Source organism: Streptomyces sp. NPDC049915 (genome assembly GCF_040656475.1).
Classification (GTDB): Bacteria; Actinomycetota; Actinomycetes; order Streptomycetales; family Streptomycetaceae; genus Streptomyces.
The window spans coordinates 1-26,603 of the sequence record NZ_JBFAMH010000010.1 but is presented as its reverse complement, the minus strand read 5'-3'; the positions used below and the strand labels follow the sequence as shown (position 1 = coordinate 26,603).

The window sequence follows — 26,603 nt, the reverse complement described above, 5'->3', positions numbered from 1 at the left end:
GGCGCCCGTTCCCGGCCGAGGGTGAACGCACCGGCATCACCGTGCCGTCCACCGGGGACGCGGCGATCGTGTGCCCGGTGAACAGCACCCCGTGGGCCGGCAACTACGCGCGCCCGGGGGCGTGCACCACGCGCGCGCCGTCCCCGACGTCCAGGACGCCGCCGCCGGACGCCGCGTGGGCCACCGGCGGCGGGGACGGCTCGCTCGGCGGGGGAGCAGCGCGATGACGCCATGGGCGAACGTGAGGACCCGCGTGGCTCGCTCTGCCGCGGGCGGAGCCGGTCAGCCGGCCGCGTAGTTGCGCAGGAACAGCGCCTCGGCGACGGACAGCCGCTCCAGCTCCTCGGGCGACACGCTCTCGTTGACTGCGTGGATCTGCGCCTCGGGCTCGCTCAGTCCGATCAGCAGGATCTCCGCCTGCGGGTAGAGCGCGGCGAGGGTGTTGCACAGCGGGATGGAGCCGCCCTGACCGGCGTGACTCATCTCCTGGCCCGGGTAGGCCACCGCCATCGCGTCGGCCATCGCCCGGTAGGCGGGGCCGGCGGTGTCGGCGCGGAAGGCCTGACCCTGGCCGACCTGCTCGAGGGCGACCCGGGCGCCCCACGGGGTGTGCGCCTCGACGTGGGCCTGGAGCAGCTTGGTCGCCTCGACGGTGTCCACGCCCGGCGGCACCCGCAGGTTGATCAGGGCGCGGGCGCTCGCCTGCACGGACGGCGTGGCGCCGACCACCGGCGGGCAGTCGATGCCGAGCACGGTGACGGCGGGGCGGGCCCAGATGCGGTCGGCGACCGTGCCGGAGCCGATCAGCTCGACGCCGTCGAGCACCTTGGCGTCCTTGCGGAACTGCTCTTCCTCGTACTCCAGGCCCTCCCACACGGCGTCGCCGGCCAGCCCGTCGACCGTGGTGGAGCCGTCCTCGGCACGCAGCGAGTCCAGGACCCGGATCAGCGCGGCCAGCGCGTCCGGGGCGGCGCCGCCGAACTGGCCGGAGTGCAGATTGCCCGCCAGCGTGTCGACCTGGACGCGAAGCAGGATCATGCCGCGCAGGGTGGTGGTGACCGTCGGCAGGCCGACGCGGAAGTTGCCGGCGTCGCCGATGACGATCGAGTCCGCCCGCAGCAGCTCCGGGTGCTGCTCGGCGTAGCGCTCCAGGCCGCCCGTGCCCTGCTCCTCGGAGCCCTCGGCGATCACCTTGATGTGGACGGGTATGCCGCCGTTCGCCTTCAGCGCGCGCAGCGCCAGCAGATGCATGATGACGCCGCCCTTGCAGTCGGCGGTGCCGCGGCCGTACCAGCGGCCGTCGCGCTCGGACAGCTCGAAGGGCGGGGTGGCCCAGCCGGCCTCGTCCAGCGGGGGCTGCACGTCGTAGTGCGCGTACAGCAGCACGGTCTTCGCGCCCTCGGGGCCGGGCAGGTAGCCGTACACCGACTGCGTGCCGTCCGGGGTGTCCAGCAGCGCCACGTCCGTGAAGCCCTCGGCGGTGAGCGCGTCGGCGACCCAGCGGGCGGCCTGCTCGCTCTCGCTCTTCGGGAACTGCGCGAAGTCCGCCACCGACTTGAAGGCCACCAGCTCGGCGAGTTCCGCCTTGGCCCGGGGCATCAGCGCGGCGACGGTCTCGGCGACCGGATGCGACGACATGGGCACGCTCCTCGTGGGTGCGACGTTGTTACAGGTGAGTGCTGCCGATCCTCCCACAGCGGGCCCTGACGATCTCCGCCGTAGGATGCCTGTGGCAGCAGCGGCAGCGGCGTGATCGGGAGCGGTAGACCATCGTGAGCAGCGACAACTCTTCGGCGGACGACGGACGGCAGGTGTGGGACGTCGTCGTGGTGGGCGCGGGACCCGCGGGGGCCTCGGCCGCCTACGCCGCCGCGGTCGCGGGGCGGCGGGTGCTCCTGCTGGAGAAGGCGGAGCTGCCGCGGTACAAGACCTGCGGCGGTGGCATCATCGGCCCCTCGCGCGACGCGCTGCCGCCCGGTTTCGAGCTGCCGCTGAAGGACCGTGTGCACGCGGTGACGTTCTCGCTGGGGGGTCGTTTCACCCGCACCCGGCGCTCCCGGCAGATGCTGTTCGGGCTGATCAACCGGCCCGAGTTCGACCAGCAGCTCGTCGAGCACGCGCAGAAGGCGGGCGCCGAGCTGCGCACCGGTGCCACCGTGCAGCGGGTCGAGCAGCACGGCGCGGCCGTCCCCGACCGGCGCACGGTCGCCGTCGTTCTCCAGGGCGGCGAGACGCTGCTGGCGCGCGCCGTGGTCGGCGCCGACGGCAGCGCCAGCCGGATAGGGGCCCATGTGGGCGTAAAGGTCGACCAGGTCGACCTGGGCCTGGAGGCGGAGATCCCGGTGCCGGACACCGTCGCCGAGGACTGGAAGGGCCGGGTGCTGATCGACTGGGGTCCGCTGCCCGGCAGTTACGGCTGGGTGTTCCCGAAGGGGGACACGCTGACGGTCGGGGTGATCTCGGCGCGCGGCGAGGGCGCCGTGACCAAGCGCTATCTGGAGGACTTCATCGGGCGGCTGGGCCTCGCCGGTTTCGAGCCGAGCATCTCCTCCGGGCATCTCACCCGCTGCCGCGCCGACGACTCGCCGCTCTCGCGCGGGCGGGTGCTGGTGTGCGGGGACGCGGCCGGACTGCTGGAGCCGTGGACCCGTGAGGGGATCTCCTTCGCGCTGCGCTCGGGCCGGCTCGCGGGGGAGTGGGCGGTGCGGATCGCCGAGGCGCACGACGCGGTGGACACCCGGCGTCAGGCCCTGAACTACGCGTTCGCCGTCAAGGCCGGGCTGGGCGTCGAGATGGCCGTCGGTAAGCGGCTGCTGTCCGCCTTCGAGCGGCGCCCCGGCCTCTTCCACGCGGCCCTGACCGGCCTGCGCCCGGCCTGGCGGGCGTTCACGGACATCACCCGCGGCTCGACGTCCCTGGGCGAGATGGTCCGCACCCGCCCGGCCGCCCAGCGCGCGCTGAGCGCACTGGACCGACGCCGGGCCGCGCAGGGCGAGGCCGGCGCCTGACGGGGGCGGCGGTCAGTTCCTGACGGTGAGGGCGGTCGTCCTGACGATGACGGCGGTCAGCTCCTGACGGTCACGCGGAAGACGGGGTGGTCGGGGGCGATCCGGCGCAGCTCGGACTCGGGGGAGTCCGGGCCCACCCCGTTGAAGAAGACGCCGACCTCGGCCTTCCAGCGCTTGAGGTAGGCGCGCAGGATCGGTGCCTTGTCGTCGTCGGCGACCTCGGTCGCGGTGAACTCGTCCACCTGCTTGCCGAGCCGCAGCTCGCCGCCGCCGGCCGCACGCATGTTGTGCGTCCACTGCACGTGCCCGCGTGGGGCGACGAGGTACTGCGCGCCGTCGACCGTCAGCAGATTGACCGGGGTGGTGCGCCACTGCCCGCTCTTGCGGCCGCGGACGGCGAGCACCCGCGAGCCCCAGACGCTGACGCCGCGGCGCGTCAGCCACGCGACGGCGCGGTTGAGGACGTTGACGGTGAACCAGCCGGGCTTGCGGACGTGTGCGGACATGACTGCCTCCAGGGGCCAAAACCGAGAGCGGTGCTCTCGCTCGCCATCAGTCTTGCGTGATCGGCGATCCAAAGCAAGAGCGGCGCTCACATTTGTGTGCGCCGCTCTCTCCCCGTGGCAGACTGGTCGCCATGAGCAGGGACATCGCACGGGGCGCCCGGGCCCGGGCCCGGATCGAGATCACCGCCGCCATCAAGGACGAGGCGCGCAGACAGCTGGCCGAGGAGGGGGCCGCCAAGCTCTCGCTGCGAGCGGTCGCCCGGGCCCTCGGCATGGTCTCCTCCGCCCTCTACCGCTACTTCCCCAGCCGCGACGACCTGCTGACCGCGCTCATCATCGACGCCTACGACTCCCTCGGCGAGGCCGCGGAGTCCGCCGCCGCGGCGGTCGCCGACGCCCCGCCCGCCCGGCGCTGGACGGAGGTCTGCGAGGCCGTACGCCACTGGGCGCTGGCGCATCCGCACGAGTACGCCCTCATCTACGGCTCACCCGTGCCGGGCTACAACGCGCCGATGACGACCGTGCCGCCCGCCGCCCGCGTCGGCCGCCTGTTCTTCGCAATCGTCGGCGACGCCCACCGCGCGGGCGTGCTGACCGAGCCCCCTGTACCGGCCGCCCTGCGGGACGAGGCCGCCCGGATGGCCGCCGACCTCGCCCCAGACCTCCCCCCGGAGACGGTGACCGCCCTGGTGGCGGCCTGGGCGCAGCTGTTCGGACTGGTGAACTTCGAGCTGTTCGGCCAGTTCAACCGGGTGGTGGAGGACCGTGAGGAGTTCTTCCGGCACGCGGCGCTCCGGCTGGCGGAGGGCGTCGGCCTGCCGCTTACCTGAGAGGTCATCGACCCCGGGGCGGGCTGCTGCCACGATCGTGGGTGTCAGCAGCCCGAGGAGACCGGAGGACGCCATGACCGCCTACGTGATCGGCCATCTGCGGGAGGCCGCGCCGCACCCGGAGATCGCCGAGTACATCGAGCGCGTCGGCGCCACGTTCGCGCCGTACGGCGGGCGCTTCCTCGTGCACGCGGCACAGCACGAGGTGAAGGAGGGCACCTGGCCGGGGCATGTGGTGGTGATCACCTTCCCCGGCATGGACGAGGCCCGGGCCTGGTGGGACTCGCCCGCCTACCGGGAGATCGCCCCCCTGCGCTCCCGCCACATCGAGGGCGACATCATCCTCGTCCCGGGCGTCCCCGAGGCCTACGACCCCATGGCGACGGCTCGGGCGATGCGGGAGGCGATGGCGGCGGGGTAGTGCCGGCCGGACCGCTCCCGCCTGCCCGTCGGCGACGCCGTCACTTCGGCGGCAGGCCCGCCGCGAAGATGCGCCCCTCGGTGACCCACATGGCGAGCGCGTCGTCCTCGGCCACGGAGGGGCCGGCCACCACCACCCAGCCGCGCATGGGACGGCCGGACATGTCGAAGACGCGCGCCCCCGGCCGGGCCAGCGCGGCCTCGGTGCCGTCCGGCGCCACCCGCACCAGCAGGTCGTCCCCGGTCACCGCGACCGCCATGTTGCCGCCCAGCAGGAACGCGAGCCCGCCGAACATGCGTTTCTCGACGAGCCCCGGCGCACCGCGCAGCAGCGCCCGGACCCGTTCGGCGAGCCCTTCGTCGTACGCCATCACGCACCTCCGTCCCGCTCGGTCAGCCGCCGTTCGAGGTCCCGCAGGTCCCTGGTGAGGGAGGAGCGGACCTGCCGGGCGAGCAGGGGCGCCGCCAGACGGAAGAGACCGCCCGGACCGCCGCGCACGCGGATGGCGGCCAGCGTGCCGCGCGGGTCGGGAGCGAAGGTGTACGTCACGTGCATCGGCATGGGCCCGGCCACGGAGACCATGTCCAGCAACCGGGGCGGCTCGTACGCGGCCACGCGCAGCACATAGTCGATGCGGCGCCTCAGGAAGTACGCCGTGCGCGTGACCTCGGCGCCCGTTCCGAAGCCGCCCGTGTCCGCCGGCCGGGTCAGCTCGGCCCGCCGGATGCCCTGGGTCCAGCGGCTGTCGTTGCGCCAGTCCATGGCGTACGCGGCCACCTCCTCGGCCGGCACCGGGATCGTGCGCCGCACCGTCACGTCGATCGTCATCCTGCACCCGCCTCCCGCGCGCCGGCCCTGCTACCAGGATGGCCGCCCCGCACCTCGTGCGCTGTCCGGCGGCGTACTTCGCGGGGAGTACGTGTGATCACCTCGCCCGGCTGACGCCTCGCGGCGCGCGGGGCGTCTAGCGTGACGGCATGGAGCGAGAGCGTGTGCGCGGCGGCCCGCCGCAGTGGTGGCGGCAGGGGCCGCCGTGGGCGGGCCGGAGGGACGAGACGGACCACCGCGCGCACTGGCCCTGGCCGTCGACTCTGATCGTCACGGCCGTCGTGCTGGCCGGCTCGCACTTCGCCGCGCACCAGCAGCACGGTGCACGGGCCCCGCTCGACACGTTCGCGCGCGTGCTGCTCGTCGTCGCAGCCGGGCTGCTGCTGTGGCGCAAGCGGTACCCGGTGGCGGTCGTCTTCGGTACGTCCGCGGCCACCATGGTCTACCTGGGCGCCGGTTATCCGTACGGCCCGGTGTTCCTCACCGTCGCCGTGGCCTGCTTCAACGCGATCCTGGCCGGGCGCCGGTGGGCCGCCTGGTCGGCCGTAGGGATGCTGTGGGCCGGTCATGTGGTGATCGCGCACTGGCTCTACCGCTGGCTGCCGCCGTCCGGGGACACGGCCGCTCCCTGGGGGCAGGAACTCGTCGTCGCCACCTGGGTGGTGGCGATCGCCGCCGTCGCCGAGCTGGCCCGGGCCCGACGCGAGCAGTGGGCGCGCGAGCGCGCCGAGCGGGCGCAGGCCGCGAAGCGGCGCGCCGACGAGGAGCGGCTGCGCATCGCCCGCGAACTGCACGACGTCCTCGCCCACAGCATCTCCGTGATCAATGTGCAGGCCGGTGTCGGCCTGGCGCTGCTGGACTCCGACCCGGAGCAGGCCCGCCAGGCCCTCACCACCATCAAGGCCCAGAGCAAGGAGGCGCTCGGCGAGGTGCGCCAGGTCCTCGACACCCTGCGCGCACCCGGCGCCGCACCGCGATCTCCCGCGCCGGGCCTGGACCGGCTGCCGGAACTGGTCGAGCAGGCGGCGAGCGCCGGCCTCGCCGTCGACGTCGAGGGCACGGCCCCGCCGCTCGCCCCGGGCGCCGACCTCGCCGCGTTCCGCATCGTCCAGGAGGCCCTCACCAACGTCGTACGGCACTCGCAGTCGCGGCACGCGCGCGTGCGGCTGGACCAGAGCGGACGTGCGCTGCGGCTGCGGATCGACGACGACGGACCGGCGTCCGGCGCGGACGCGGGCGGCAGCGGCAACGGACTGGCCGGAATGCGGGAGCGGGCGGCCGCGCTGGGTGGCACGATCGAGGCGGGTCCGCGCCCCGACGGCGGCTGGCGGGTGCTGGCCGAACTGCCCTTGAACAGCAAGGAGGACCGGTGATCCGCGTACTGCTCGCCGACGACCAGTCGCTGGTCCGCGCGGGGTTCCGTGCGTTGCTCGACGCCCAGCCGGACATCGAGGTGGCCGGGGAGGCCGCCGACGGCGAGCAGGCGGTGCGCGCGGTCGCCGAACTGCGGCCGGACGTCGTGCTGATGGACATCCGCATGCCCCTGCTGGACGGCCTGGCCGCCACCCGCCGCATCACGGACGACGAGCGGCTGACGGAGGTGAAGGTGGTCATGCTGACCACCTTCGAACTCGACGAGTACGTCTTCGAGGCGTTGCGCGCGGGCGCCTCCGGCTTCCTGGTCAAGGACACCGAGCCGGAGGAACTCCTGCGCGCGGTACGGGCGGTGGTGGCCGGTGACGCGCTGCTGTCACCGGGGGTGACTCGGCGGCTGATCGCCGAGTTCGCCGCCCGGTCCAAGGAACCGGCGGCCGTGAAGACGCTGTCCCGGCTCACCGAGCGGGAGCGGGAGGTGCTCGCCCTGGTCGGGCTCGGCCTGTCCAACGAGGAGATCGCCCGGCGCCTGGTGGTCAGCCCGCTCACCGCGAAGACCCATGTCAGCCGCACGATGGTGAAGCTGGGCGCCCGCGACCGGGCCCAACTCGTCGTGCAGGCCTATGAGTCGGGGTTGGTCCGGCCGGGCTGGCTGGGCTGAGACCGGCCGCCGGGGTGCCGGAACCGCAGCAGCACGCTGACGACGCGCGCGAAGAACAGCACCGGCGCGACGATCTCCCCGGCCTTGACCAGCAGCAGCTCGGCCGTCCTCGGCAGGTCGAACAGCAGCGCCGGACCGGCGATCGCCCCGAACACGACGGCCGCCGCGAACGCCGCGCTGCACAGCGCGTACCCGATCTCCACCGTCGCCGCGTCCTGCTCGGCCCTGGTACGCCGTCCCCCGTAGTACTCCACACGGCGAGTCAAACAGCCGGGTGCCCGGCGGGCAAGCAACCCGCCGGGCACCCTTGGAGGCGAAGTCCCCTCAGTCACGGACCGGGACGCGGTCCTTCTTCGCCTCCGTCACGGTGGACCGTGCGACCACGACCGAGTGCTGCGGGCGCCGCTTCCCGAGGCCGGTCAGGCTGATCAGGAGTCCGGCGAGGGCGATGCCCGTCGCCACCACGAACCCGGGCCGGTAGCTGTCCAGGACGGCCTGCGGGGTGGCGTGGGCCGGGGCGTTCGCGGTAACCACGGCCGTCACCACGGCGAGGAAGATCGCCCCGCCCACCTGCACCGAGGTGTTCAGCAGCCCGGAGACCATGCCCTGCTCGTGGTCCTCGACGCCGTTGGTGGCCTGGATGTTGAGCGAGGGGAAGACCAGCGCGCACGCGGCGCCGATCAGCAGCATCGACGGCAGGATCGCCGCCGCGTACACCGGGTCCAGGTCGACGTTCAGGAACAGGGCGTAGCCGGCGGCCATCAGCGCGAAGCCCGCCGGGATGAGCCGCCGGGTGCCGAACCGGTCGACGATCGAGCCGACCTTGGTCGAGGACACCGCCACCAGCGCGCCGGCCGGCAGGAAGGCCAGCGCGGTGTGCAGCGCGGACCAGCCGAGCAGGGACTGCATGTAGAGCGTGGTCAGGAACTGGAAGCCGACGTAGGAGCCGAAGAAGGCCACCGCGCCGAGCTGGGCGCGCACCTGGTTGCCGGAGCGCAGCACCCCGAGCCGCACCAGCGGCCCCGGCGAGCGCCGCTCGACCAGGACGAACGCGGTCAGCAGGACCGCCACGGCGAGGAACGACAGCAGGGTGCGCGCCGACGCCCAGCCGGTCTGGGGGGCCTGGACGACGGTGAAGACCAGCAGCAGCATCGAGGCGGTGCCGAGGACGGCGCCGGGGATGTCGTAGCCGCTGTGGTTCTCCTCGCGGGCGCTGCGCGGCAGCAGCTTCAGGCCGGCCAGCAGCGCGATCAGGGCGATGGGCGCGGGCAGCAGCATGGTCAGGCGCCAGCTGGCCTCGGTGAGCAGCCCGGACAGCACCAGGCCCATGGAGAAGCCGGTGGCCGCGCACGTGGTGTAGATGGACAGGGCGCGGTTGCGCAGCGGACCCTCGGGGAACGTGGTCGTGATGATCGACAGGCCGGCGGGTGCGGTGAAGGCGGCGCTCAGGCCCTTGATGAAGCGGCTGGCGATCAGCAGCGGACCGGAGTCGACGAGGCCGCCCAGCAGTGAGGCGAGCGCGAACACGCCGAGCGCGACGAGGAACACCTGACGCCGGCCCAGCAGGTCGGCGGTGCGTCCGCCGAGCAGGAGCAGACCGCCGTAGCCGAGGATGTAGCCGCTGACGATCCACTGCAGGGTCGAGGTGGACAGGTGCAGGTCGGCGCCGATGGACGGCAGGGCCACACCGACCATCGACACGTCGAGCGCGTCGAGGAACATCGCGGCGCAGAGCACCAGCAGGGTGCCCCACAGCCGGGGGGTCCAGCGCACCGTCGCGGACGCGGACGCCGAGGGGATGAGCGGAGAGGTCATGGCCCGGACTCTTCCATGCGCCTGCATTCAATGCAAGTGCATTTAATGATGGTGCAATGAAATTGCTTCTCTGCTACGGTGCGGACATGGCGGCGAAGAAGGCCGAACAGGCGCTCGTGGACCAGTGGCGGGACATCCTCGCGCTGCACGCCCGCACCCAGTGCGAACTGGACCGGGCACTCGGCGGGCACGGCCTGTGCGCAAGCGACTTCGAGGTGCTCGACGTCCTGGCGGAGGGCACGACCGCGGACGGTTCCCCGGCCTGGCGCGTCCAGGAGATCGCCGACCGGGTCCACCTCAGCCAGAGCGCACTGTCCCGGCTCATCGCCCGGCTGGAGAAGGACGGCCTGGTGGACCGCGCACTGTGCGCGGAGGACCGGCGGGGCGTGCGCGTCGCCCTCACCGACAAGGGCCGCGCGCTGCACGGCGAAGTACGGCCGGTGCAGCGCGCGGTGCTGACGAGGATGCTGGCGGACGGCTGACGAGACCCCGGCCGCCGGCCGACCGCCTACCCCGGGATCAGATGATCGCCGACTTCTCCCGCCACAGGTTGGCCAGTGCGGGGTCACCCGTCACGGACGGCACCGGGACGCGGTTCCACAGCGCCAGGTACAACTGCTCGGCTCCACCGGCCAGTTCGGTCTCCGCCTCGCCGGAGTCGCCGGGCACGGCCACGGGCGGCTCCGCCGACAGCCGTACGGTCCACACCGCGTCGTCCGTGTCCGTGGCGCGCACGCGCAGGACCCGCGGCTCCTCGGTCCGCACGCGGCTCTTCGGCCGGGCGTGGAAGCCGCGCAGCAGCTCGTCGATGCCGTCCGCCGCGAAGCGGGTGCCGATCGGGGTGGGCGTGCCGCCGCGCGCGGACTCGGCGTCATAGCGGTGGATCGCCGTCTCGTGCGCCTGCCGGCGGGCCCAGAAGGTCAGCGCGGAGGCGACGGGCGCGGGAAGGAACGTCCAGGCAGGCGCGTCCGCCGGGGCCGCCGCCAGGGTGTCGACCAGGTTGCGGTGGCTGTCCCGGTACCAGCGCAGCAGCTCCCCGCCGTCCAGCTCCGGTTCGGCGTCGATGGGCCGCGGCTCGGTGATGCCCTCGGCGACGAAGCGGGCCGCCCAGCGGTGTACGGCGCCGGTGTGCCGCAGCAGGTCCCGCACCTGCCAGTCGGGGCAGGTCGGCACCTTCGCCTCCGGCCCCGCCTCCTCGGCGGACGCGGCCAGCAGGGCGCCCTCACGGCTCAGGATGTCAACGAAGTCGGCTGTCTCCATGGGAGGGAGTGTGCCGGATGGAGCGGGCCCGAGGGCAGGCCCGCCCGAACGGCGGACGCTTCACCGGGGTGTGGACGGCGCCCTGCGGAGCCGTGCGGGGGGCGCCTCAGCGCGGTTCGCCGGGATACGTGCCGAAGTTCCACAGGTTGCCCTCGGGGTCGCGGGCGGCGAAGTCGCGGGAGCCGTAGTCGGTGACGTGCGGCTCGGAGACGATCTCGGCGCCGGCCGCCGTGGCGCGCGCGTACACCGCGTCCGGGTCGGCCGTGACGACGTACGCGCCGAAGGAGCCCGGCTGGAAACGCCACGCGTCCTGCTTCGCGTCCGGACGCAGCGAGCCCAGCATGACGCCGCCGCCCTCCGGCCAGGCCAGCTCCGCGTGCTGCACCAGGTCGTCGTCCCGGTCGCTGTCGTACACGACGGTCTCCCGGAAGCCGAAGGCGTCCACCAGGAAGCGGATGAGGGCGCGCGCGTCCCGGGCGCGCAGGGTCGGCCAGACCTGCGGCGCGGGCGGGCGCGGTGAGGTACCGGCCGGGGCGGTCGTGGTCTGCGGGTTCGTGCTCATGGCGGTGGTTCCCTTCGGTGAGGATCGGGTGCCGACACCGTCAGGATCAGGCGGGCGGGCTGTGCCCGGCTTGGATGTTTCGGAACTCCCTGGCGAGCCACACGCTCGGGGCGCAGGACGCCAGCGCCGTGAACTCGCGGTCCAGGTGCGACTGGTCGGCGTAGCCCAGGTCGGCGGCCAGGCCGGCGAGGCCGGGCCGGTGCGGCCGGGCGGCGAGCCGGCGCCTGGCCCGGTCGAAGCGGACGACGCGGGCCGCCGCCTTCGGCGTCAGGCCGATCTCCTGGCGGAAACGGGTGCGCAGATGCCGGTCGCTCCAGCCGACCTCGGCGGCGAGCGCGTCGATCCGTACCCGGCCGCCGTCCGCGAGCAGCCGCTGCCACGCCTGGACGACCTCGGGCGCGACCTCGGCGGCCGGGGCCGTGTGCCGGGCCAGACGGCGCAGCAGCCAGCCGTCGACGACGGCGAAGCGGGCCGGCCAGTCGGCGGCCGAGCGCAGCCGTTCGTGCACCTCGGCCACCTCGGCGCCCAGCACGTCGCCGGCGGGCACGTCCGTACCGGCCAGCTCGCCCGCCGGCAGCCCCAGCAGCAGCCGGGCCCCGAGGGGGCTGAGCGCCACCTGGACGCCGGACTGGCGGCCGGGCACGGCGATGTGCGCCGGCGCCAGGTGCAGTCCGCCCAGCAGCGTCGGGTAGTCACCACCGGGCGCCCGCGGGTCGGGGTGCGCGGCGATGCTGAGCGGCTCGTCGAGGGTGAGGATCAGGGTCAGCCACGGCGACGGCAGCCCGAGGTGCCGGCCGTGCGGGACGCCGCGCTGACGGTAGCCCGAGTACCAGCCCACCAGGCCGCGCAGCGGGGCTGCGGGGGCCGTGTGCAGGGCCTCGTCCACGGGGCCGCTCGTCTCGGGCGCCATGGGGACATTGTCCCGCGCACTGCGCACTGCGCACTGTGGCTCGCGGACCGTGGACCGCGGTCAGCGTGATATCGGTGTGACGGTGAAGACGTTCGAGCAGACGCGGAGCGACGCGGGAACCAGGAGGGCCTGGCGCGAGCCGGGCGGATAGACCCGCAGATACGTGCCGGTGGGCCGGCACGGGCCGCCGATCGGGCCGTTGGTCGTGTGGATCACGGCGCTGACCGTCTGCGCCGGGCGCAGCGTCACCGTGGCGACCGACTGCCCGGTGCGTGTGGCCGCCGGACCGGTCTGCCGGTGGGCGACGTCCAGCACGCTCACGCCGGGGTACCCGCGCAGCGCGCAGGAGCCGGTGCCGGTGTTGGTGAACCGCAGGGGCCAGTACAGCTGGCCGGCGCCGTGGTCCTGGCGCCCCATGGAGAGGTACAGGTTGCTCGCGGCGCACGTGGGCACCGCGGCGCTCGCCGGCTGCGCGGCCACGGCAGCGGCGGCGGCTCCGCCGGCGACGACCGCGGCCGCGAGGCCGGCGGCGGCCAGCTTGCGGGGGAGGGAGAGGGTGAGTGGCATGGCACGACACCTCCGTGGGATGTGTGTCGACGGCCCGGTGAAGGATGTGGGCCGATGGCCGTGAAAGCCGCAATTGCGTCTCTGCTCCTTGAGACACCTATGCCCCGGTGAAGGTTGCATCCGACGTGTCACGACCGCCCGTGCTCTCCCGCACGATGAGCCGGTGCTCCACCACCTCGTCCCGTACGGCCACCGTGTCCGGTGCGTCGATGCGCCCCACGAGCAGGGACACCGCGGCCCGGGCGATACCCTGTTTGTCGGGGGCCACCGTGGTCAGGCTCGGCACGCTGAAACGGGAGGCCTCGATGTCGTCGAAGCCGACCACGTCCACCTCGTCCGGCACGCTCCGTCCCCGCTCGTGCAGCGCGCGCAACGCGCCGAGGGCGAGGTGGTCGTTGAGGCAGAGCAGGGCGTCGGGCCGCGGATCGCGGTCCATCAGCGCGGCCGCCGCCCGCGCGCCGTCCTGCCAGAGGAAGGCGTCCACCGGCACCACCAGGTCCGCGTCGAACCGCACCCCCGCAGCCCGCAGCGCCTGGCGGTAGCCGTCGGTGCGCAGCCGGCCGGTGCCCTGCGGGCCGCGCACGGTCCCGCCGACGACGGCGATCCGGCGCCGGCCCCGCGCGAGCAGATGGGCGGCGGCCTCCCGCGCCGCCCGTACGTTGTCGATGCCGACGTGGTCGGCGCCGCCCTCGGCGGACCGCTCACCGAGCAGCACCACCGGCAGCCGTGGGTCCCGGGTGGCGAGGTCGCGGGGGAGCAGGGACAGCGGGCTGAGGATCACACCGTCGGAGAACTGCGCGTCGAAGCCGTGCAGCGCCGCAAGCTCCCGCTCCCGCACGCCGCCGGTCTGGTGCAGCAGCACGGTGCGCCCGCGCCGCTCCGCCTCCGCCATCACATGCTTGGCCAGCTCGGCGAAGTACGCCACGTCCAGCTCGGGCACCGCGAGGGTGATCATGCCTGTACGGCCCTGGCGCAGCCGGCGTCCGGCGAGGTTGACGCGGTAGCCCAGCACCCGGATCGCCTCCTGGACGGCGGCGCGGGTGTGCGCGGAGACGTGCTCGAAGTCGTTGATCACGTTGGACACCGTCTTGGGGGAGACGCCCGCGTACTCCGCCACGTCCTTGATCCTCGGTCTGGCCGCCACGTCGTCCCACCCCCTTGTGCTGCCGCGATCGTAGCGACCAGAGGCCCCCAGGAGACCGCTTCCGCCCCGGGACCGCTCAGCCGGCCGGCCCGTCCGCCGTGACCAGCCAGGACGTGCTGCGCAGCCGGACCGTGCCGTCCGCCGCCTCGTGGTGGCGCAGATGGGCGGTGAGCGTGCTGTGGGCGCGGGCCCGGGCGGTCGCGTCGGCCTGCTCCAGCAGGTGGCGGCCGGGGCCGGTACCCAGCAGGAAAGCCGCCGCGTCCTCGGCGTCGGCCCCCCACGTTCCCTGGGCCTGCACCTGCTGGACGTCGACATCCGTGAAGCCGGCCGTGGTGAGGACGGCGCGAAGGCGGTCCGGTGCGGCCAGCGAGAACATGCCGGGAAGGCCCGGGGCCCCGAAGTCCCCGACGGGCAGGAGGCCGCGCAGTGACGCGATCGCCGTCACCCAGTCGTTGAGCGAGGCCTCGGCCGGGCAGACGAACGCGAGCCGCCCGCCGGGGCGCAGGGCACGGCCCACGTTGCCGAAGGCGGCGGCGGGGTCGGCGAAGAACATCACCCCGTAGCGGCTGATCGCCGCGTCGTACGTGTCCGCCTCGAAGGGGTGCACCTGCGTGTCGCCCTGGACGAAGGAGACGTTGGCGATGCCCTCCCGTTCTGCCCGGTCCCGTGCGGCGGCCAGCATCGGGCCGGACAGGTCGAGACCCACCGCGTGCCCGCGCGGTGCCCGGAGTGCGGCGAGCCGCGTGGTCTGTCCGGTGCCGCAGCCGAGGTCGAGGACCCGGTGGGCACCGGTGATCCCGGCGGCGTCGAGGAGCGGCTCGTTGAAGCCCTGGTTCACGGCGTTCCAGCGGTCCTGGTGGTGGGCCCAGTGGTCGCCTTCCGGGCCGTTCCACGCCTGCGCCTGCTCGGTGTTGACGACGTCCGGCATGGTGCCTCCTGTGCTCGAGGGCGGAGAATGGGCGTACGCCCAAACAGTATGGGCATGTGCCCAAACTGGCAATGGCGGTTACGATCCGAGGCGTTGCGCCGCGGGAGGGCGCAGCGGCGCGACGGAAGAGGGGTTCATGTCACCGCGTGGAGTGGCGACGCCGGACGCGCGCGAGCGGCTGTTCGCGGCGGCGGAGCGGGTCGTGGAGAGGGACGGGCCGGGCGCGCTCACCAGCCGTGCCGTCACCACCGAGGCGGGCTGCGCCAAGGGCCTGCTGCACGCGCACTTCGCGGGCCTGGACGAGTTCGTGGCCGAGCTGTGCCTCGACCGCTTCGCGCGTACGGCGGCGCAGGCCGATGCCCTGTCCGGGCGCGTCGGACAGGGCGCGGTGGCGGAGAACCTCAACGCCGTCGCCCTCGCCCTGTTCGACTCCGGCGGCCCGGCCATCTCCGGCCTGGCCATGACCCGCCCCGCCGCCGCGCTGCGCATCCGCCAGGCCCTGGAGGGCGGGGCGCCCGGCTTCACGGCGATCCAGCAGGCCATCACCGGCTATCTGGAGGCCGAGCAGCGGCTCGGCAGGGTGGGGGACACCGTCGACCCGGGCACGGCGGCCCTCGCCGTCGTGGGCACCGCCCACCATCTGCTGATGACCGGCTGGCCGGGCGCCCCGGACCCACAGGCACCGATGGAGCGCCTGGTGGCCGCGTTGGTGGGCGGCTAGGAGGGCCGGGGCGGCGCTGCCGCCCGATCAGGGGAGCGCCGCCCCGCCTTGTCGGCCCGTCCGGGTCAGCGGTCCGCTGTCTCGCGCGTCGCGAAGCCGACCGCCGCTCACGGGTCCGTCGCCCCGTCGTCGTGTGACCCTGCCGCGCCATCGACCCGTCCGGGTCAGCGGACCGCCGATCCGCGCGTCGCGAAGCCGACCGCCGCCGCGATCGCCGCCAGGACCGCCACGCTCGTCAGGGCCACGGGCAGGGAGAACCAGTCGGCCATGAAACCGATCGCGGGCGGGCCGAGCAGCATGCCGCCGTACCCGAGGGTGGAGGCGACGGCGACGCCGCTCGGGCCGGCGAGCGCGCCCGCCCGTTCCACCGCGACCGGGAAGAGGTTGGCGAGGCCGAGCCCCGTCACGGCAAAGCCCAGCAGGGCGGCCCAGGCGGACGGCGCGAGCGAGGCGAGGAACATCCCGGCTGAGGCGATCGCGCCGCCCGCGACGACGGTGCGGGTGCGGCCGAGCCGTTCCAGCAGGGTCGTCCCGGTGAGCCGGCCGAGCGTCATCGCCAGCGCGAAGCAGGAGTAGCCGGCTGCGGCCAAGGCGGCCGAGGTGCCGAGGTCCTGCTCGAGATGCAGGGCGCCCCAGTCCGCCATCGCGCCCTCGCCGTAGGCGGTGCACAGCGCGATCAGCCCGAAGACGACGACCAGCCCCCGGGTGCGCCGGTCAGGACGCCGCCCCGGTGCCTGCCCCGCGGTCTCACCGGGCGCCGCGGCCTCCCCGTCCGCCATTGCCTGCGGCACCAGGCCGCCGTACCGGAGCAACGGCCGGCCCGCCACGGCCGTCATGACCAGCCCGATGACCGTCAGGCCGAGCAGGTGCTGGGTCGGCGTGAACCGTCCCGCCACCAGGCCGCCCAGCCCGGCGCCGACCATGCCGCCCAGGCTGAAGGCCGCGTGGAAGCTGGGCATGATCGGCCGCCGCATCACCGCGATCAGGTCGACCGCCGCGCTGTTGAAGGCCACGTTGATGCCGCCGTAGGCCGCGCCGAAAACGAGGAGGACCGCCCCCAGCGTCGGCGCCGAGTGGGTGAGCGGGGGAAGGGCCACGCTGAGGGAGAGCAGGACGGCGCAGACGACGGTCACCCGGTGGCTGCCGTAACGGCGGCACAGCCGGCCGGTCAGCGTCATGGTGATCACCGCCCCGGCGGAGACACCGAGGAGCGCGAGGCCGAGGCCGCTCGCGGAGGCGCCGGTCTGGTGCTTGATGGCGGGGATGCGCACCACCCAGCCGGCGAAGACGAAGCCGTCGAGGGCGAAGAAGGCGGTCAGGACGATACGGAGTCGGACGAGTGGGGGCTGGTGACCCGGCACGGCGTTGTGCGAACGGGTTTTGTTTATTTGCGGCACAAAGTCAGGCTAGAAGCCCGTGCCGGACGGAGCAAGGGGATTGGCGGGGCGGAGCGTCCCCGCGACGCGGAGGCGCCCGGTACGGGCGCGAGGCGTCACCGGCCCGCCCGTCCCACCGGGCTGACCAGCGCGGGAGGCCCGGCCCAGGACCGAGCCGGGCGCGCGCCGTGACGTATCGTCTGAGCGATGTCCGCAGGTACGGTGGAGGTGACGGCATGCCCGGTGAGCGACCGCAGCTCTACGAGATACTCGACGAGCGGTTCCGTACGGGCCGGTGCCACGCGGGCGACTCGCGGCTGGAGAAGCTCTACGACGGCTGCCGCTGGGCCGAGGGCCCGCTCTACGTGCCGGCCGGCCGGTACGTGCTGTGGAGCGACATCCCCAACGACCGCCTGCTGCGCTGGGACGAGACCACCGGCGCGGTCGGCGTCTTCCGAACGCCCGCCGGCCACCCCAACGGCAACACCCTGGACCGCGAGGGCCGCCTGATCACCTGCGAGCAGGGCAACCGCCGCGTCACCCGCACCGAACACGACGGTTCCCTCACCGTGCTCGCCGAGCGGTTCCGGGGCAAGCGGCTCAACAGCCCGAACGACGCCGCCGTGAAGTCCGACGGTTCGATCTGGTTCTCCGACCCCGACTTCGGGATCACCACCGACTACGAGGGCCACCGCGCCGACAGCGAGATCGGCGCCTGCAACGTCTACCGCGTGGACCCCGGCACCGGCGAGGTCCGGCTCGTCGCCGACGGCTTCAGCGGACCCAACGGGCTCGTCTTCTCCCGCGACGAGCGCCGGCTGTACGTCTCCGACAGCCGCGCCAACCACATCCGCGTCTTCGACGTCCGCGAGGACGGCACCCTCGGCGAGGGCGAGGTCTTCGCCGAGTGCAAGGCCGGCAGCTTCGACAACATCCGCTTCGACGACGCCGGCCGCCTGTGGGCCGCCGCCCTGGACGGCGGCGTGCACTGCTACGACCCCGACGGCACCCTCCTCGGCCGCATCCTGGTCCCTGACGTCGTCGCCAACATCCGCTTCGGCGGCGCCAAGCGCAACCGCCTGTTCATCGCCGCCGACACCGCCCTGTACTCCCTGGTCATGTCCGTCACGGGTACCCCGCCGTTGCCGGGTACCCGTCCCTGAAGACCCAGCAGACCCGTACCGAAGGAGCAACCGTGACCGACCCGGCGTCCATGGCCGTGCAGCAGGAGATCGCCCGCGAGCTGGAGGTGAGCGCCGACTTCGACGCACAGCGCGAGATCGAGCGGCGGGTGGCGTTCCTCGCCGACCGGCTGACCTCCACCGGCCTGCGCGCCCTGGTGCTGGGCATCAGCGGTGGCGTGGACTCCTCCACCGCGGGCCGGCTGTGCCAGCTCGCCGTGGAGCGGGCCCGGGCGGCCGGGCACGAGGCGACGTTCTTCGCGATGCGGCTGCCCTACGGCGTCCAGGCCGACGAGCACGACGCGCAGCGGGCGCTGGAGTTCATCCGGCCCGACCGCGTGCTGACCGTCGACATCCGGCCCGCGAGCGACGCGGCCCTGGCGGCACTGCTGGCCGGTGACACGGTCTTCCGCGACGACCACCACCAGGACTTCGTGCACGGCAACGTCAAGGCCAGGCAGCGCATGATCGCCCAGTACGCGGTCGCCGGCGCGCACGACGGCCTGGTCGTCGGCACCGACCATGCGGCCGAGGCGGTCTCCGGCTTCTTCACCAAGTACGGCGACGGCGCCGCCGACGTGGTGCCGCTCACCGGCCTCACCAAGCGGCGCGTGCGGGCGCTGGCGGACGCCCTCGGCGCACCCGCCGAGCTGGTGTGGAAGACGCCGACCGCCGACCTGGAGACGCTGAACCCAGGCCGGCCCGACGAGGACGCCCTCGGCGTCACCTACGACGACATCGACGACTTCCTCGAGGGCAAGCCGGTCGGCGAGGAGGCCTTCGCCGCCATCGTCCACCGCTACCGGATCACGGAGCACAAGCGCCGCCTGCCGATCGCCCCGTGAGCCGGCCGGGCCCGGACGCCGGCTGATCGCCGTCCGAGCCGGGCCCGGGCAGGGAAGCCGTCCGTTCTCTGCCCGGCCCCGGCGTGAGCCGCCGTCCTTGTCAGTCGAAGGTCTCGACGTACTCCTCGGGCGGACCGAGGTCCGGCCGGTCCTCCAGGGCGATGCGCTCACCGAGGTGTTCGAGCTCCAGGACCGTCAGGGTGTTCTCACCCGGCCGCAGCATCGGCCCCGGGACGTAGTAGGTGCTCTGCGGGCCGACGTCCCAATAACGCCCGAGCAGCGTCTCGTTGACCCAGACGAACCCCTTGCCGAAACCGGGCAGACGCAGAAAGGTGTCGGTGGGCTCGCTGACGGTGAGGGTCGCGGTGGCGAGTCCCGCCCGTCCGTCGGCCGGCGCCGCCGCCGTGGCAACCGCCAAGTCCCGCGCCGTCCACTCGTCCAGCGGCAGCCGGTACATGGTCCAGCCGTGCACCAGCCGGCGCTCCACCCGCACCCCGCCGAGGATTCCCTTGCCCTGGCCGAGCAGCGGCCCGTAGTTGATCCGGCCCTGGTTCTCCACGAGCAGCGCCAGCCGGACCCGCCCCCCGGCCCCGTCCACCGTGAACGAGGCGGACTCCGTCTCGAGTACGGCCACGGGTGCGCCGTCGACGAACACCTGGGCCCGGTCGTGCAGTCCGGTCACCGTCACCTCGTGGCGGCCCTCGGGCAGCAGCGGTTCGGCCGCGTACAGCACCAGACCTGCCGACTGACCGAGCTGCTCGAAACCGAGCGGCACCGGGGCCCGCACCGGTTCGCCCGTCGCGCGCAACGCGTCCAGCAGGGCGGCGCCGTGCGTCACAGGAAGGGAGCGGGGCGCAAGCACCGGCGGATCGGCGGGCACCGAGGGCAGATCGCAACCGCGCACGGCGGCCAGCCGCTCCCGCAGTGCGAAGAACTTCTCGGTGAGCGCCCCGTGTTCGGCGATCGGCGCGTCCGAGTCGTAGCTGGTGACGGTCGGTCGGAGCCGCTCGCCGTCATGGTTGGCGCCCGCCCACAGACCGAAGTTGGTGCCGCCGTGCGCCATGTACAGGCTGACCGAGCCGCCCGCGTCGAGGATGCCGCCGACGTCCTCGGCGGCGCTGCGGGCCGAGCGTATGTGGTGCTTCTCGCCCCAGTGGTCGAACCAGCCGTTCCAGAACTCCGCGCACAGGAACGGCTCCCCCGGCCGGCGTGCCCGCAGCAGCGCGGCCGCCTCCTCGGGCCGCGAACCGAACGTGGCCGCCGCCAGCTCCCCTGGCACGCTGCCCCCCTCCTGCATCAGCGCGGTCGGGCCGTCGGCGGTGTAGAGCAGCTCGGTGATCCCCCGCTCGACCAGGGCGTCGCGCACCCAGCGCAGATAGGCCGCGTCGTCCCCGTAACTGCCGTACTCGTTCTCGATCTGCACCGCGACGACGGGCCCACCGCGGCCGGCCTGCAACTCCGCGATGCGCGGCACGACGTGGTCGAACCAGCGGCCCACCGCGTCCAGGAACGACGGGTCGGAGGTCCGCAGTTGCACGCCGGGCCTGCCGGTCAGCCAGGCGGGCAGCCCCCCGTTGTCCCACTCGGCACAGATGTACGGCCCGGGCCGCACGATCGCGTCCAGCCCCCGCTCCTGCGCCAGCCGCAGGAAGCGGGCGGCATCGCGCCGGCCGTCGAAGCGGACGTCCCCCGGCGCGCGCTCGTGGAAGTTCCACGGCACATACGTGTCCACGGTGTTCAGCCCGAGCGCGGCGAGTCGGTACAGCCGGTCGGCCCACTGCCCGGGGTGCACCCGGAAGTAGTGCAAGGAGCCGGCAAGCACACGGTGCGGCCGCCCGGCGCGCAGCAGCGCTCCGTCGGCGTACGTCAGAAGGGGAGCCGCCGCGCCGTGACCGCGATGTGTTATCGATATCCCGCCCGGGGAGGACGCTCCTCGACGGGCAACGGACCGCTCCATACATCTCCCCTTACAGACTGCCGACGGCCGCAACTATGGCAGAGAATGTTATCGATGCCAACAGGCGTGGCCACCGGCCGTCCAGCCCCGCACCGGCCCCGCCATGTGGGCGATATCATCGAGCCCACCGACCCGGGGAAGGGGCACATGGCACATCGGACTGCCGCAGTGGACAGACCACCCGCCATGGCGGACGTGGCCCGGCTCGCGGGGGTCTCGGCACAGACCGTCTCCCGCGTGCTCTCCGGGCACCCGAACGTGCAGGAGAAGACCCGCACCAAGGTCCTGGCCGCCGTCGAACAGCTCGGCTACCGCCGCAACAGCGCCGCCCGCGCACTGTCCTCCGGACGCAGCCGCACCATCGGCGTGGTGACCCTGCAGACCACGTTCTACTCGCGCGCCGCCGTCACCTCCGGCATCGAGAACGCGGCCCGCGAGGCCGGCTACACGGTCAGCACGGCGACGACGGCCTCGCTCGACACCTCCGCCATCGAGGACGCCCTCTCCCGTCTGGCCGACCAGGACGTCGAGGGCGTGATCCTGTCCGTGCCGCTCACCCACACCAGCCCGCGGATCGAACAGCTCACCCGCTCCGTCCCCACCATCACCATCGACGGCTCCCGCACCGCCGCCACCGAGGTGGTCGCCGTCGACCAGACCCTGGCCGCCCGCCTCGCCACCCGCCACCTGCTCGACCTCGGCCACGACACGGTCTGGCACATCGCGGGCCCCGAGGAGTGGCTGGAAGCGGCGGCCCGCCGGGACGGCTGGCGCGCGACCCTTCAGGAGGCCGGCCGCGCGGTCCCGCCCCCGCTGGAGGGCGACTGGTCACCCGCGTCCGGTTACCGCAACGGCCTGATCCTCGGCCGCATCCCCGACGCGACGGCGGTCTTCGTCGCCAGCGACGAGATGGCCTTCGGCGTGATCCGGGCCCTGCACGAACTGGGCCGCCGCGTGCCCGACGACATCTCCGTCGTCGGCGTCGACGACATCGAACTCGCCGAGTACTGCTCGCCCTCCCTGACCACGGTGGCCCAGCCGTTCACCCAGATGGGCGCCCTGGCCGTGGCCCACCTGCTGCGCCACATCGAGGACCCCGACGCCCGCGCGGAACCGGCGCTGGTGGAACCCCGCCTGAAGGTCCGCGCCAGCACGACCCGCGGCCGCGCACGGCGCGAAGGGGACGCCGCGGGCGCCCAAGCGGCGCGGGGAACGGCGCGGGCAACCACCCCACACCCGCAGGGGCCGCCGCAGGCATGAAGGGGTGCGGGGAACTGTGCGAGCAACCACACACAACGAAGCCCGCGGGGGCCGCCGCAGGCGAAAGCACGCAATCCCAACGCTCCCGCAGGGACCGCCGCAGGAGCGACCCCAACGCACCCCACGACGGCCCCCGGCGGAGCGTCAGCGTCCCAGCCCCACCGCCCGTTCGAAGCCCCGGAACGCGGACTCCTGACGCCATTCGACGGCAGCCTTGGGGCTGTCGGCGAGAAGCCGACGACACGCACCCCCCGGCATGTCCCGCCCGGGCTCGACGCCCCGGCAGGCCGCCACCGTCACATACCCGCCCCGCGTCGGATTGCCCCGCCACAGACTCTGCCCCGGCAGGAACGCGTACTCGAGCGAGGCCCGGGCGAGATCCTTCAGCTCCGGATACGACAGCCCGTACGTCTGCGCGGCGTACTGGTACTCGTGCGCGATGTCGATCCGGCTCACCCCGGGATCATCGGTGGCCAGCACCACCGGCACGCCGAAGGCGCGGTACGTGGCGAAGGGATGATCGTCCCCCCGTACCCCGAGGATCTGCGCGTTGCTGCTGAACGGCACCTCGACGGCGACCTCCCGGTCCGCCATGGTCCTCGCCGTACGCTTCCAGTCGTCCTCGTGGACCAGGTCCACCCCGTGCCCGATCCGCTCGGCCCCGGCGACCTTCACCGCCTGGGCGATGTGGAACCTCAGATCGGCCGGCTTGACGAGCCCGGGCCACAACTCCCCGGCGTGCAGCGTGACATGGGCCTTGGGATAGACACCCCGCAGGTACTGCACCATCCGCATCTGCAGGCTGTAGTCGCGCAGTGAGCTGTCCCAGTCCTCCGGCTGCACGAGGTTGACCGCGACGAACCGCTGGTCGCGCTCCGCGAGCCGCATCCCGAGGGCCAGCTGCGTGAACACCCGCTCCGGTGCGCTGCCCCGCGACACCTGCGAGATCCACCGCACCTGAAGCCCGCACCCCGGCCGGGCCTGCCGCGTGCCGCAACGCGACGTCGCACGGAACTCGGCGTCGGAGTCGTCGGCCTCCTTGCGGGCCTCGGCCACCAGCGCGTCGAGCTTCCCGCCGGCCGTCAGCTTGCCGTGCAGGCGGGCCAGATCGGCATCCCACCCGACCTCACCGGCGAGCTTCTTCGCGCCGTCGGACGCGGGCGAGACCATGGTCTCCAGATAGAACTGGTTGTTGCGTACGACGGTGTCGGCGACCTCGGAGAGCAGCTTGCCGCGATGCCGCCAGGTCACCTCGCCGAACTTGCCGAAGCTGTCGAAGAAGTGGTCGTGGCCGTTGCCGTCCGGCGGGAAGTCCTGCATGGACCACTCCCGCACCAGCGCGTCGTGGAAGGCGCGGTCGGTGCGCGCGTCGCCGGCCGGCCGGGTGCCGGGCCCGCAGGGCGGGGCCACCGCGGTCATCGTCGTGGTGTCGACGCACAGCCCGTCCTCGGCGGCCAGCTCGATCAGGTACTCGGTCGTCACCGCACCGGAGAGGTGGTTGTGCAGCTCGCCGCCCTTGGGCATGGCCTCGAAGAAGCGGCGCAGCAGCCGTGGGTCGTCGCGTACGACGTGCAGGTAGGCGTCGGCGGTCCGCTCGGAGGGCGTGGCCGGCCGGGGCGCGGACGCGGCGGCGTGCGCGGGCGGCACGGGCAGGAGACTCAGCACGCCGAGCGCGGCGGTGACCAGCAGGCCGCGACGGCGGGGGAGTGGGGAGTTGTACGTCACCGCCCCATGATCATCACGCGCGGACCGGGTGCCCCGGCAGCGCACCGGGCGATCACTCGCGGAGGCGATACCGGTCAACCGCCGCTGACGCGAGGCGGAGGGAGGCAACCACCCACGACGCGGGCTTGAGTACCGGATCTCGCGGCCCGGCCGCACTCACTCCCGTGGCACCACGGCAGAGCGGGCGGTCGGCACCACGGGGGCTTCGCGGCCGCCCGTGACGGCGCCGAACTCGTCCTGCCGGCCGCGACGTTGCGTGCCGCGGCCGGTCCCGGTCGAGGTGTGAAGGTGGTGGCTCAGGTGTCGGAGTAGCGGACGTCCCCGATGGTCCAGGCGGTGACGTCCCCGATGGCGACGCGGTACATGCCGCCGCTCTCGGGGATGCCCGTGGTGCCCTGGATGATCCGCGCCAGGTGGAAATGCAGGTGTGTGGGCGGCCTGGGGGGATCGGAGGGGTCCGGCTCCTCGTGGCCCGCGGTGAAGATCCCGGCGAACGGGCTGAGTCGCTCGGAGTCGCGCAGTACTTCGGCGACCCGCTGACGCCAGACCGTCTCGGGCGCGAGCCGCCCGGTGATCACGGCTCCGTCCACGACCACGGTCAGCGACATCTGTGTGCTGTGACCGGATTCCACGTGCGCGGCGATGTCGACCAGCAGCTTGTCAGGGTGTGACATGGGCCGACTCTATCCAAGCCGCTCCGCGCCCCGTCGTAGGCCCTCTGTTCTTCGGCCGCCGGCCCTCCGGTCCCGCCTCACCAGGGCAGCACACCCGCGGCGTTCTGGAAGGTGCCCGTCGGGCCGTCCGCGCCCACGCGGGCCAGGCGCACGATGACCTCCGCGCCCTCTTCCACTGTCTGGGTGCCGGTGTGGTGGTTGAGGTCCGTGGCGGTGAACCCGGGGTCGGCGGCGTTGATCCGGATGCCGGGGAACGCCTTGGCGTACTGCACGGTGAGCATGTTGACCGCGGCCTTGGACGACGGATACGCGACGTCGGGGTAGAAGTGGGCCGGTGACCTCGGGTCGGCCAGGGCCGCGGTGGCGGCCAGGCCGCGGCTGACGTTGACCACGACCGGGTGGGCCGAGCGCCGCAGCAGGGGCAGGAAGGCGTGCAGGACCCGGACCATGCCGAAGACGTTCGTCTCGAACACGGCCCGCATCGCGTCCGCGGTGGTCTGTGCCGGGTCCACGAAGGAGCCGTCGGGCCGGCGGGGCTCGATGCCGGCGTTGCTGACCAGGACGTCCAGGCCGCCTTCGGACTCGATCGTCTTGACCGCGGCGGCGACGGAGGCGTCGTCGGTGACGTCCAGCTGGACGAAGCGTGCCCCGAGCCGGTCCGCCGCGCGCCGGCCGCGCTCGGGGTCGCGGGCGCCGAGATGGACGGTGTGGCCCGCGGCGAGCACACGGCGGGCGGTCTCGAAGCCGAGACCCTTGTTGGCCCCGGTGATCAGTGTGGTCGTCATGCGTCCAGCGTTCGCCTGCGGCGGGAGCGCAGCCAGACGACGGGTTGTCCTAGGAACGCCGGTACCAGCTAAGAGCCCGCTCCGCGCGGCACACTGGGGATCATGGCTCCTGCGGAACTGGGTGCGGCGATCCACCGCTGGCGCGACCGGCTCGCTCCCGCGGACGCCGGTCTGCCGGCCGGCGGCCGACGGCGAGCCGCCGGACTGCGGCGCGAGGAACTGGCGCAGCTGGCCGGGATCTCCGCCGACTATGTGATGCGGCTCGAACAGGGACGCGCCACCAATCCCTCCTCGCAGGTCGTCGAGGCGCTGGCCCGGGCACTGCGGCTGTCGGCGGCCGAACGCGACCATCTGTACCGGCTGGCCGGGCTGGCCCCGCCGGGCCCCGCGACGGTGCCCGCCTTCGTTCCGCCCAGCGTGCAGCGGCTGCTGGACCGTCTGTCGGGCACCCCGGTCGCGGTCTACGACGCCACCTGGACGCTGCTGGTCGCCAACCCGCCGTACGCCGCGCTGATGGACGACTCCTCCCGCTGGCGCGGCTGGGAGCTCAACGGTGTGTGGCGGCACTTCCTCGGCTCCGGCGGGCCCGTCGTGTACACCCCCGAGGAGGAACGCGCCTTCGAGGCCGCGCTCGTCGCCGATCTGCGCGGCGCCGCCGCGCGCTATCCCGCCGACCGCCGGCTGCGCGCCCTGCTCGCGGAGCTGCGCCGGCACAGCGCCCGCTTCGCCGAGCTGTGGGACGGCGGTGCGGTCGGCGTCCACGCGGCGGCGCGCAAGACCATCCGGCATCCGCGGGTCGGTGCGGTGACGCTCGACTGCGATGTGCTCTCCGTGGCCGGCAGCGACCTGCGGATCATGGTCTTCACCGCCGAGCCGGGCAGCGAGGACGCCGAGCGGCTGGCCCTGCTGACGGTGCTCGGTACCCAGGAGGGCTTTACAGCGCCGTCGGTACGGGGCTAACGTACAACCAAATGGTTGTAGGTGAGCTGGGTGACGAGGCCGTGGACCGGCTGTTTAACGCGCTGGCCGACGCGACCCGGCGCGACATCCTCCGGCGCTGCCTCAGCGCCGGGGTGTCCGTGTCGCGGCTGGCCGACGCCTATCCGATGAGCTTCGCCGCCGTACAGAAACACGTCACGGTGCTGCAGCGGGCCGGCCTGGTCAGCAAGCAGCGCAGCGGACGGGAGCAGCTCGTGCGCACGGACCCCGACGCGGTCGGCCGGGCCCGGCAGGTGCTCGACGAACTGGAGTCGGCCTGGCGCGGG

Annotated in this window: 29 protein-coding genes; 12 read left to right on the top strand and 17 right to left on the bottom strand. The window is 73.6% G+C overall.

What is annotated here, in order from left to right:
* Positions 1-282 precede the first annotated feature (282 nt).
* Complete coding sequence (locus AB0J12_RS18945) at positions 283-1,638, bottom strand: dipeptidase (RefSeq protein WP_363265442.1); 1,356 nt, start codon at positions 1,636-1,638, stop codon at positions 283-285.
* 134 nt (positions 1,639-1,772) lie between these two features.
* Between AB0J12_RS18945 and AB0J12_RS18940 the strand changes: the two genes are divergently transcribed.
* The gene (locus AB0J12_RS18940; RefSeq protein ID WP_363265441.1) at positions 1,773-3,008 is read left to right on the top strand and encodes a geranylgeranyl reductase family protein; all 1,236 of its coding nucleotides are present in this window, start codon (positions 1,773-1,775) and stop codon (positions 3,006-3,008) included.
* Positions 3,009-3,064: 56 nt separating this feature from the next.
* Here the strand turns inward: AB0J12_RS18940 and AB0J12_RS18935 are convergent, their stop codons facing one another.
* Entirely contained in the window at positions 3,065-3,514 is a 450-nt protein-coding gene (locus AB0J12_RS18935; protein WP_363265440.1) for a nitroreductase family deazaflavin-dependent oxidoreductase, read from the bottom strand.
* Positions 3,515-3,645: 131 nt separating this feature from the next.
* Between AB0J12_RS18935 and AB0J12_RS18930 the strand changes: the two genes are divergently transcribed.
* A complete protein-coding gene (locus AB0J12_RS18930; protein ID WP_363265439.1) occupies positions 3,646-4,344 on the top strand; it encodes a TetR/AcrR family transcriptional regulator in 699 nt (232 codons plus the stop codon).
* Positions 4,345-4,417: 73 nt separating this feature from the next.
* Entirely contained in the window at positions 4,418-4,765 is a 348-nt protein-coding gene (locus tag AB0J12_RS18925) for a DUF1330 domain-containing protein (protein ID WP_363265438.1), read from the top strand.
* A gap of 40 nt (positions 4,766-4,805) precedes the next feature.
* On the opposite strand, the gene AB0J12_RS18920 is transcribed toward AB0J12_RS18925, so the two are convergent.
* Positions 4,806-5,135: a TfoX/Sxy family protein gene (locus AB0J12_RS18920; protein ID WP_363265437.1), complete on the bottom strand. Its 330-nt coding sequence runs from the start codon at positions 5,133-5,135 to the stop codon at positions 4,806-4,808.
* Positions 5,135-5,593 (bottom strand): SRPBCC family protein, encoded by a 459-nt coding sequence (locus AB0J12_RS18915; RefSeq protein ID WP_363265436.1) that lies wholly within the window; start codon positions 5,591-5,593, stop codon positions 5,135-5,137. The genes AB0J12_RS18920 and AB0J12_RS18915 overlap by 1 nt, the downstream gene beginning before the upstream one ends.
* A 149-nt stretch (positions 5,594-5,742) precedes the next feature.
* On the opposite strand from AB0J12_RS18915, the gene AB0J12_RS18910 reads away from it, so the two are divergent.
* Together AB0J12_RS18910 and AB0J12_RS18905 are read left to right on the top strand one after the other, a co-directional pair.
* On the top strand, positions 5,743-6,966 hold the full coding sequence (locus AB0J12_RS18910; RefSeq protein WP_363265435.1) for a sensor histidine kinase: 1,224 nt from the start codon (positions 5,743-5,745) through the stop codon (positions 6,964-6,966).
* Positions 6,963-7,628, top strand: a complete 666-nt coding sequence (locus AB0J12_RS18905) for a response regulator transcription factor (RefSeq protein WP_363265434.1) — start codon at positions 6,963-6,965, stop codon at positions 7,626-7,628. Before AB0J12_RS18910 ends, AB0J12_RS18905 begins: the two co-directional genes overlap by 4 nt.
* Here AB0J12_RS18905 and AB0J12_RS18900 read toward each other — a convergent pair.
* On the bottom strand, positions 7,589-7,882 hold the full coding sequence (locus AB0J12_RS18900) for a DUF6332 family protein (protein WP_363265433.1): 294 nt from the start codon (positions 7,880-7,882) through the stop codon (positions 7,589-7,591). The two genes, AB0J12_RS18905 and AB0J12_RS18900, sit on opposite strands and share 40 nt — an antisense overlap.
* A gap of 70 nt (positions 7,883-7,952) precedes the next feature.
* Positions 7,953-9,443 (bottom strand): MFS transporter, encoded by a 1,491-nt coding sequence (locus AB0J12_RS18895; RefSeq protein WP_363265432.1) that lies wholly within the window; start codon positions 9,441-9,443, stop codon positions 7,953-7,955.
* Positions 9,444-9,529: 86 nt separating this feature from the next.
* Between AB0J12_RS18895 and AB0J12_RS18890 the strand changes: the two genes are divergently transcribed.
* Positions 9,530-9,925, top strand: a complete 396-nt coding sequence (locus tag AB0J12_RS18890) for a MarR family transcriptional regulator (protein WP_363265431.1) — start codon at positions 9,530-9,532, stop codon at positions 9,923-9,925.
* A 37-nt stretch (positions 9,926-9,962) separates the two neighbouring features.
* Here the strand turns inward: AB0J12_RS18890 and AB0J12_RS18885 are convergent, their stop codons facing one another.
* The 6 genes from AB0J12_RS18885 to AB0J12_RS18860 all read right to left on the bottom strand — a co-directional run bounded on the left by AB0J12_RS18885 (position 9,963) and on the right by AB0J12_RS18860 (position 14,814).
* On the bottom strand, positions 9,963-10,703 hold the full coding sequence (locus AB0J12_RS18885) for a maleylpyruvate isomerase family mycothiol-dependent enzyme (RefSeq protein ID WP_363265430.1): 741 nt from the start codon (positions 10,701-10,703) through the stop codon (positions 9,963-9,965).
* A gap of 106 nt (positions 10,704-10,809) precedes the next feature.
* Positions 10,810-11,265 carry a VOC family protein gene (locus tag AB0J12_RS18880; protein WP_363265429.1) on the bottom strand — a complete coding sequence of 152 codons (456 nt, stop codon included), beginning with the start codon at positions 11,263-11,265 and terminating at the stop codon, positions 10,810-10,812.
* Between the two features lie 46 nt (positions 11,266-11,311).
* Complete coding sequence (locus tag AB0J12_RS18875; protein ID WP_363265428.1) at positions 11,312-12,175, bottom strand: helix-turn-helix domain-containing protein; 864 nt, start codon at positions 12,173-12,175, stop codon at positions 11,312-11,314.
* A 60-nt stretch (positions 12,176-12,235) separates the two neighbouring features.
* A complete protein-coding gene (locus tag AB0J12_RS18870; protein ID WP_363265427.1) occupies positions 12,236-12,742 on the bottom strand; it encodes a DUF4232 domain-containing protein in 507 nt (168 codons plus the stop codon).
* Positions 12,743-12,839: 97 nt separating this feature from the next.
* Complete coding sequence (locus AB0J12_RS18865) at positions 12,840-13,886, bottom strand: LacI family DNA-binding transcriptional regulator (protein ID WP_363265426.1); 1,047 nt, start codon at positions 13,884-13,886, stop codon at positions 12,840-12,842.
* A 76-nt stretch (positions 13,887-13,962) separates the two neighbouring features.
* Entirely contained in the window at positions 13,963-14,814 is an 852-nt protein-coding gene (locus AB0J12_RS18860; RefSeq protein ID WP_363265425.1) for a methyltransferase domain-containing protein, read from the bottom strand.
* A gap of 136 nt (positions 14,815-14,950) precedes the next feature.
* Between AB0J12_RS18860 and AB0J12_RS18855 the strand changes: the two genes are divergently transcribed.
* Positions 14,951-15,535, top strand: a complete 585-nt coding sequence (locus AB0J12_RS18855; protein WP_363265424.1) for a TetR/AcrR family transcriptional regulator — start codon at positions 14,951-14,953, stop codon at positions 15,533-15,535.
* A gap of 164 nt (positions 15,536-15,699) precedes the next feature.
* Here AB0J12_RS18855 and AB0J12_RS18850 read toward each other — a convergent pair whose 3' ends face one another.
* Positions 15,700-16,896, bottom strand: coding sequence for an MFS transporter (locus AB0J12_RS18850; protein ID WP_363265702.1), 1,197 nt, complete (start codon positions 16,894-16,896; stop codon positions 15,700-15,702).
* Positions 16,897-17,147: 251 nt separating this feature from the next.
* Between AB0J12_RS18850 and AB0J12_RS18845 the strand changes: the two genes are divergently transcribed.
* Positions 17,148-18,074 carry an SMP-30/gluconolactonase/LRE family protein gene (locus AB0J12_RS18845; RefSeq protein WP_363265423.1) on the top strand — a complete coding sequence of 309 codons (927 nt, stop codon included), beginning with the start codon at positions 17,148-17,150 and terminating at the stop codon, positions 18,072-18,074.
* 32 nt (positions 18,075-18,106) lie between these two features.
* A complete protein-coding gene (nadE, locus tag AB0J12_RS18840) occupies positions 18,107-18,937 on the top strand; it encodes an ammonia-dependent NAD(+) synthetase (RefSeq protein WP_363265422.1) in 831 nt (276 codons plus the stop codon).
* Between the two features lie 100 nt (positions 18,938-19,037).
* On the opposite strand, the gene AB0J12_RS18835 is transcribed toward nadE, so the two are convergent.
* Positions 19,038-20,843, bottom strand: a complete 1,806-nt coding sequence (locus tag AB0J12_RS18835) for a beta-galactosidase (RefSeq protein WP_363265701.1) — start codon at positions 20,841-20,843, stop codon at positions 19,038-19,040.
* Between the two features lie 198 nt (positions 20,844-21,041).
* Between AB0J12_RS18835 and AB0J12_RS18830 the strand changes: the two genes are divergently transcribed.
* Positions 21,042-22,154 carry a LacI family DNA-binding transcriptional regulator gene (locus AB0J12_RS18830; protein ID WP_363265421.1) on the top strand — a complete coding sequence of 371 codons (1,113 nt, stop codon included), beginning with the start codon at positions 21,042-21,044 and terminating at the stop codon, positions 22,152-22,154.
* A gap of 144 nt (positions 22,155-22,298) precedes the next feature.
* Here AB0J12_RS18830 and AB0J12_RS18825 read toward each other — a convergent pair whose 3' ends face one another.
* The 3 genes from AB0J12_RS18825 to AB0J12_RS18815 all read right to left on the bottom strand — a co-directional run bounded on the left by AB0J12_RS18825 (position 22,299) and on the right by AB0J12_RS18815 (position 25,338).
* Positions 22,299-23,879: an adenosine deaminase gene (locus AB0J12_RS18825; protein WP_363265420.1), complete on the bottom strand. Its 1,581-nt coding sequence runs from the start codon at positions 23,877-23,879 to the stop codon at positions 22,299-22,301.
* A 296-nt stretch (positions 23,880-24,175) separates the two neighbouring features.
* Positions 24,176-24,553 (bottom strand): hypothetical protein, encoded by a 378-nt coding sequence (locus AB0J12_RS18820; RefSeq protein ID WP_363265419.1) that lies wholly within the window; start codon positions 24,551-24,553, stop codon positions 24,176-24,178.
* Positions 24,554-24,630: 77 nt separating this feature from the next.
* Complete coding sequence (locus AB0J12_RS18815; protein ID WP_363265418.1) at positions 24,631-25,338, bottom strand: SDR family NAD(P)-dependent oxidoreductase; 708 nt, start codon at positions 25,336-25,338, stop codon at positions 24,631-24,633.
* A 102-nt stretch (positions 25,339-25,440) separates the two neighbouring features.
* Here AB0J12_RS18815 and AB0J12_RS18810 point away from each other — a divergent pair, with 102 nt between their 5' ends.
* Positions 25,441-26,298: a helix-turn-helix transcriptional regulator gene (locus AB0J12_RS18810; protein WP_363265417.1), complete on the top strand. Its 858-nt coding sequence runs from the start codon at positions 25,441-25,443 to the stop codon at positions 26,296-26,298.
* Between the two features lie 11 nt (positions 26,299-26,309).
* Positions 26,310-26,603, top strand: a 294-nt coding sequence (locus AB0J12_RS18805; RefSeq protein WP_363265416.1) for a metalloregulator ArsR/SmtB family transcription factor, incomplete at its 3' end; no start/stop codon positions are given.

What these genes read in the sequence shown, in the direction of transcription:
- AB0J12_RS18925 (WP_363265438.1), top strand. Translation starts at nt 4,418, where the DNA reads ATGACCGCCTACGTGATCGGCCATCTGCGGGAGGCCGCGCCGCACCCG.
- AB0J12_RS18885 (WP_363265430.1), bottom strand. Translation starts at nt 10,703, where the DNA reads ATGGAGACAGCCGACTTCGTTGACATCCTGAGCCGTGAGGGCGCCCTG.
- AB0J12_RS18820 (WP_363265419.1), bottom strand. Translation starts at nt 24,553, where the DNA reads ATGTCACACCCTGACAAGCTGCTGGTCGACATCGCCGCGCACGTGGAA.
- AB0J12_RS18815 (WP_363265418.1), bottom strand. Translation starts at nt 25,338, where the DNA reads ATGACGACCACACTGATCACCGGGGCCAACAAGGGTCTCGGCTTCGAG.
- AB0J12_RS18890 (WP_363265431.1), top strand. Translation starts at nt 9,530, where the DNA reads ATGGCGGCGAAGAAGGCCGAACAGGCGCTCGTGGACCAGTGGCGGGAC.
- AB0J12_RS18945 (WP_363265442.1), bottom strand. Translation starts at nt 1,638, where the DNA reads ATGTCGTCGCATCCGGTCGCCGAGACCGTCGCCGCGCTGATGCCCCGG.
- AB0J12_RS18920 (WP_363265437.1), bottom strand. Translation starts at nt 5,135, where the DNA reads ATGGCGTACGACGAAGGGCTCGCCGAACGGGTCCGGGCGCTGCTGCGC.
- AB0J12_RS18935 (WP_363265440.1), bottom strand. Translation starts at nt 3,514, where the DNA reads ATGTCCGCACACGTCCGCAAGCCCGGCTGGTTCACCGTCAACGTCCTC.
- AB0J12_RS18855 (WP_363265424.1), top strand. Translation starts at nt 14,951, where the DNA reads ATGTCACCGCGTGGAGTGGCGACGCCGGACGCGCGCGAGCGGCTGTTC.
- AB0J12_RS18915 (WP_363265436.1), bottom strand. Translation starts at nt 5,593, where the DNA reads ATGACGATCGACGTGACGGTGCGGCGCACGATCCCGGTGCCGGCCGAG.
- AB0J12_RS18830 (WP_363265421.1), top strand. Translation starts at nt 21,042, where the DNA reads ATGGCACATCGGACTGCCGCAGTGGACAGACCACCCGCCATGGCGGAC.
- AB0J12_RS18895 (WP_363265432.1), bottom strand. Translation starts at nt 9,443, where the DNA reads ATGACCTCTCCGCTCATCCCCTCGGCGTCCGCGTCCGCGACGGTGCGC.
- AB0J12_RS18845 (WP_363265423.1), top strand. Translation starts at nt 17,148, where the DNA reads ATGCCCGGTGAGCGACCGCAGCTCTACGAGATACTCGACGAGCGGTTC.
- AB0J12_RS18930 (WP_363265439.1), top strand. Translation starts at nt 3,646, where the DNA reads ATGAGCAGGGACATCGCACGGGGCGCCCGGGCCCGGGCCCGGATCGAG.
- AB0J12_RS18875 (WP_363265428.1), bottom strand. Translation starts at nt 12,175, where the DNA reads ATGGCGCCCGAGACGAGCGGCCCCGTGGACGAGGCCCTGCACACGGCC.
- AB0J12_RS18880 (WP_363265429.1), bottom strand. Translation starts at nt 11,265, where the DNA reads ATGAGCACGAACCCGCAGACCACGACCGCCCCGGCCGGTACCTCACCG.
- AB0J12_RS18810 (WP_363265417.1), top strand. Translation starts at nt 25,441, where the DNA reads ATGGCTCCTGCGGAACTGGGTGCGGCGATCCACCGCTGGCGCGACCGG.
- AB0J12_RS18910 (WP_363265435.1), top strand. Translation starts at nt 5,743, where the DNA reads ATGGAGCGAGAGCGTGTGCGCGGCGGCCCGCCGCAGTGGTGGCGGCAG.
- AB0J12_RS18860 (WP_363265425.1), bottom strand. Translation starts at nt 14,814, where the DNA reads ATGCCGGACGTCGTCAACACCGAGCAGGCGCAGGCGTGGAACGGCCCG.
- AB0J12_RS18870 (WP_363265427.1), bottom strand. Translation starts at nt 12,742, where the DNA reads ATGCCACTCACCCTCTCCCTCCCCCGCAAGCTGGCCGCCGCCGGCCTC.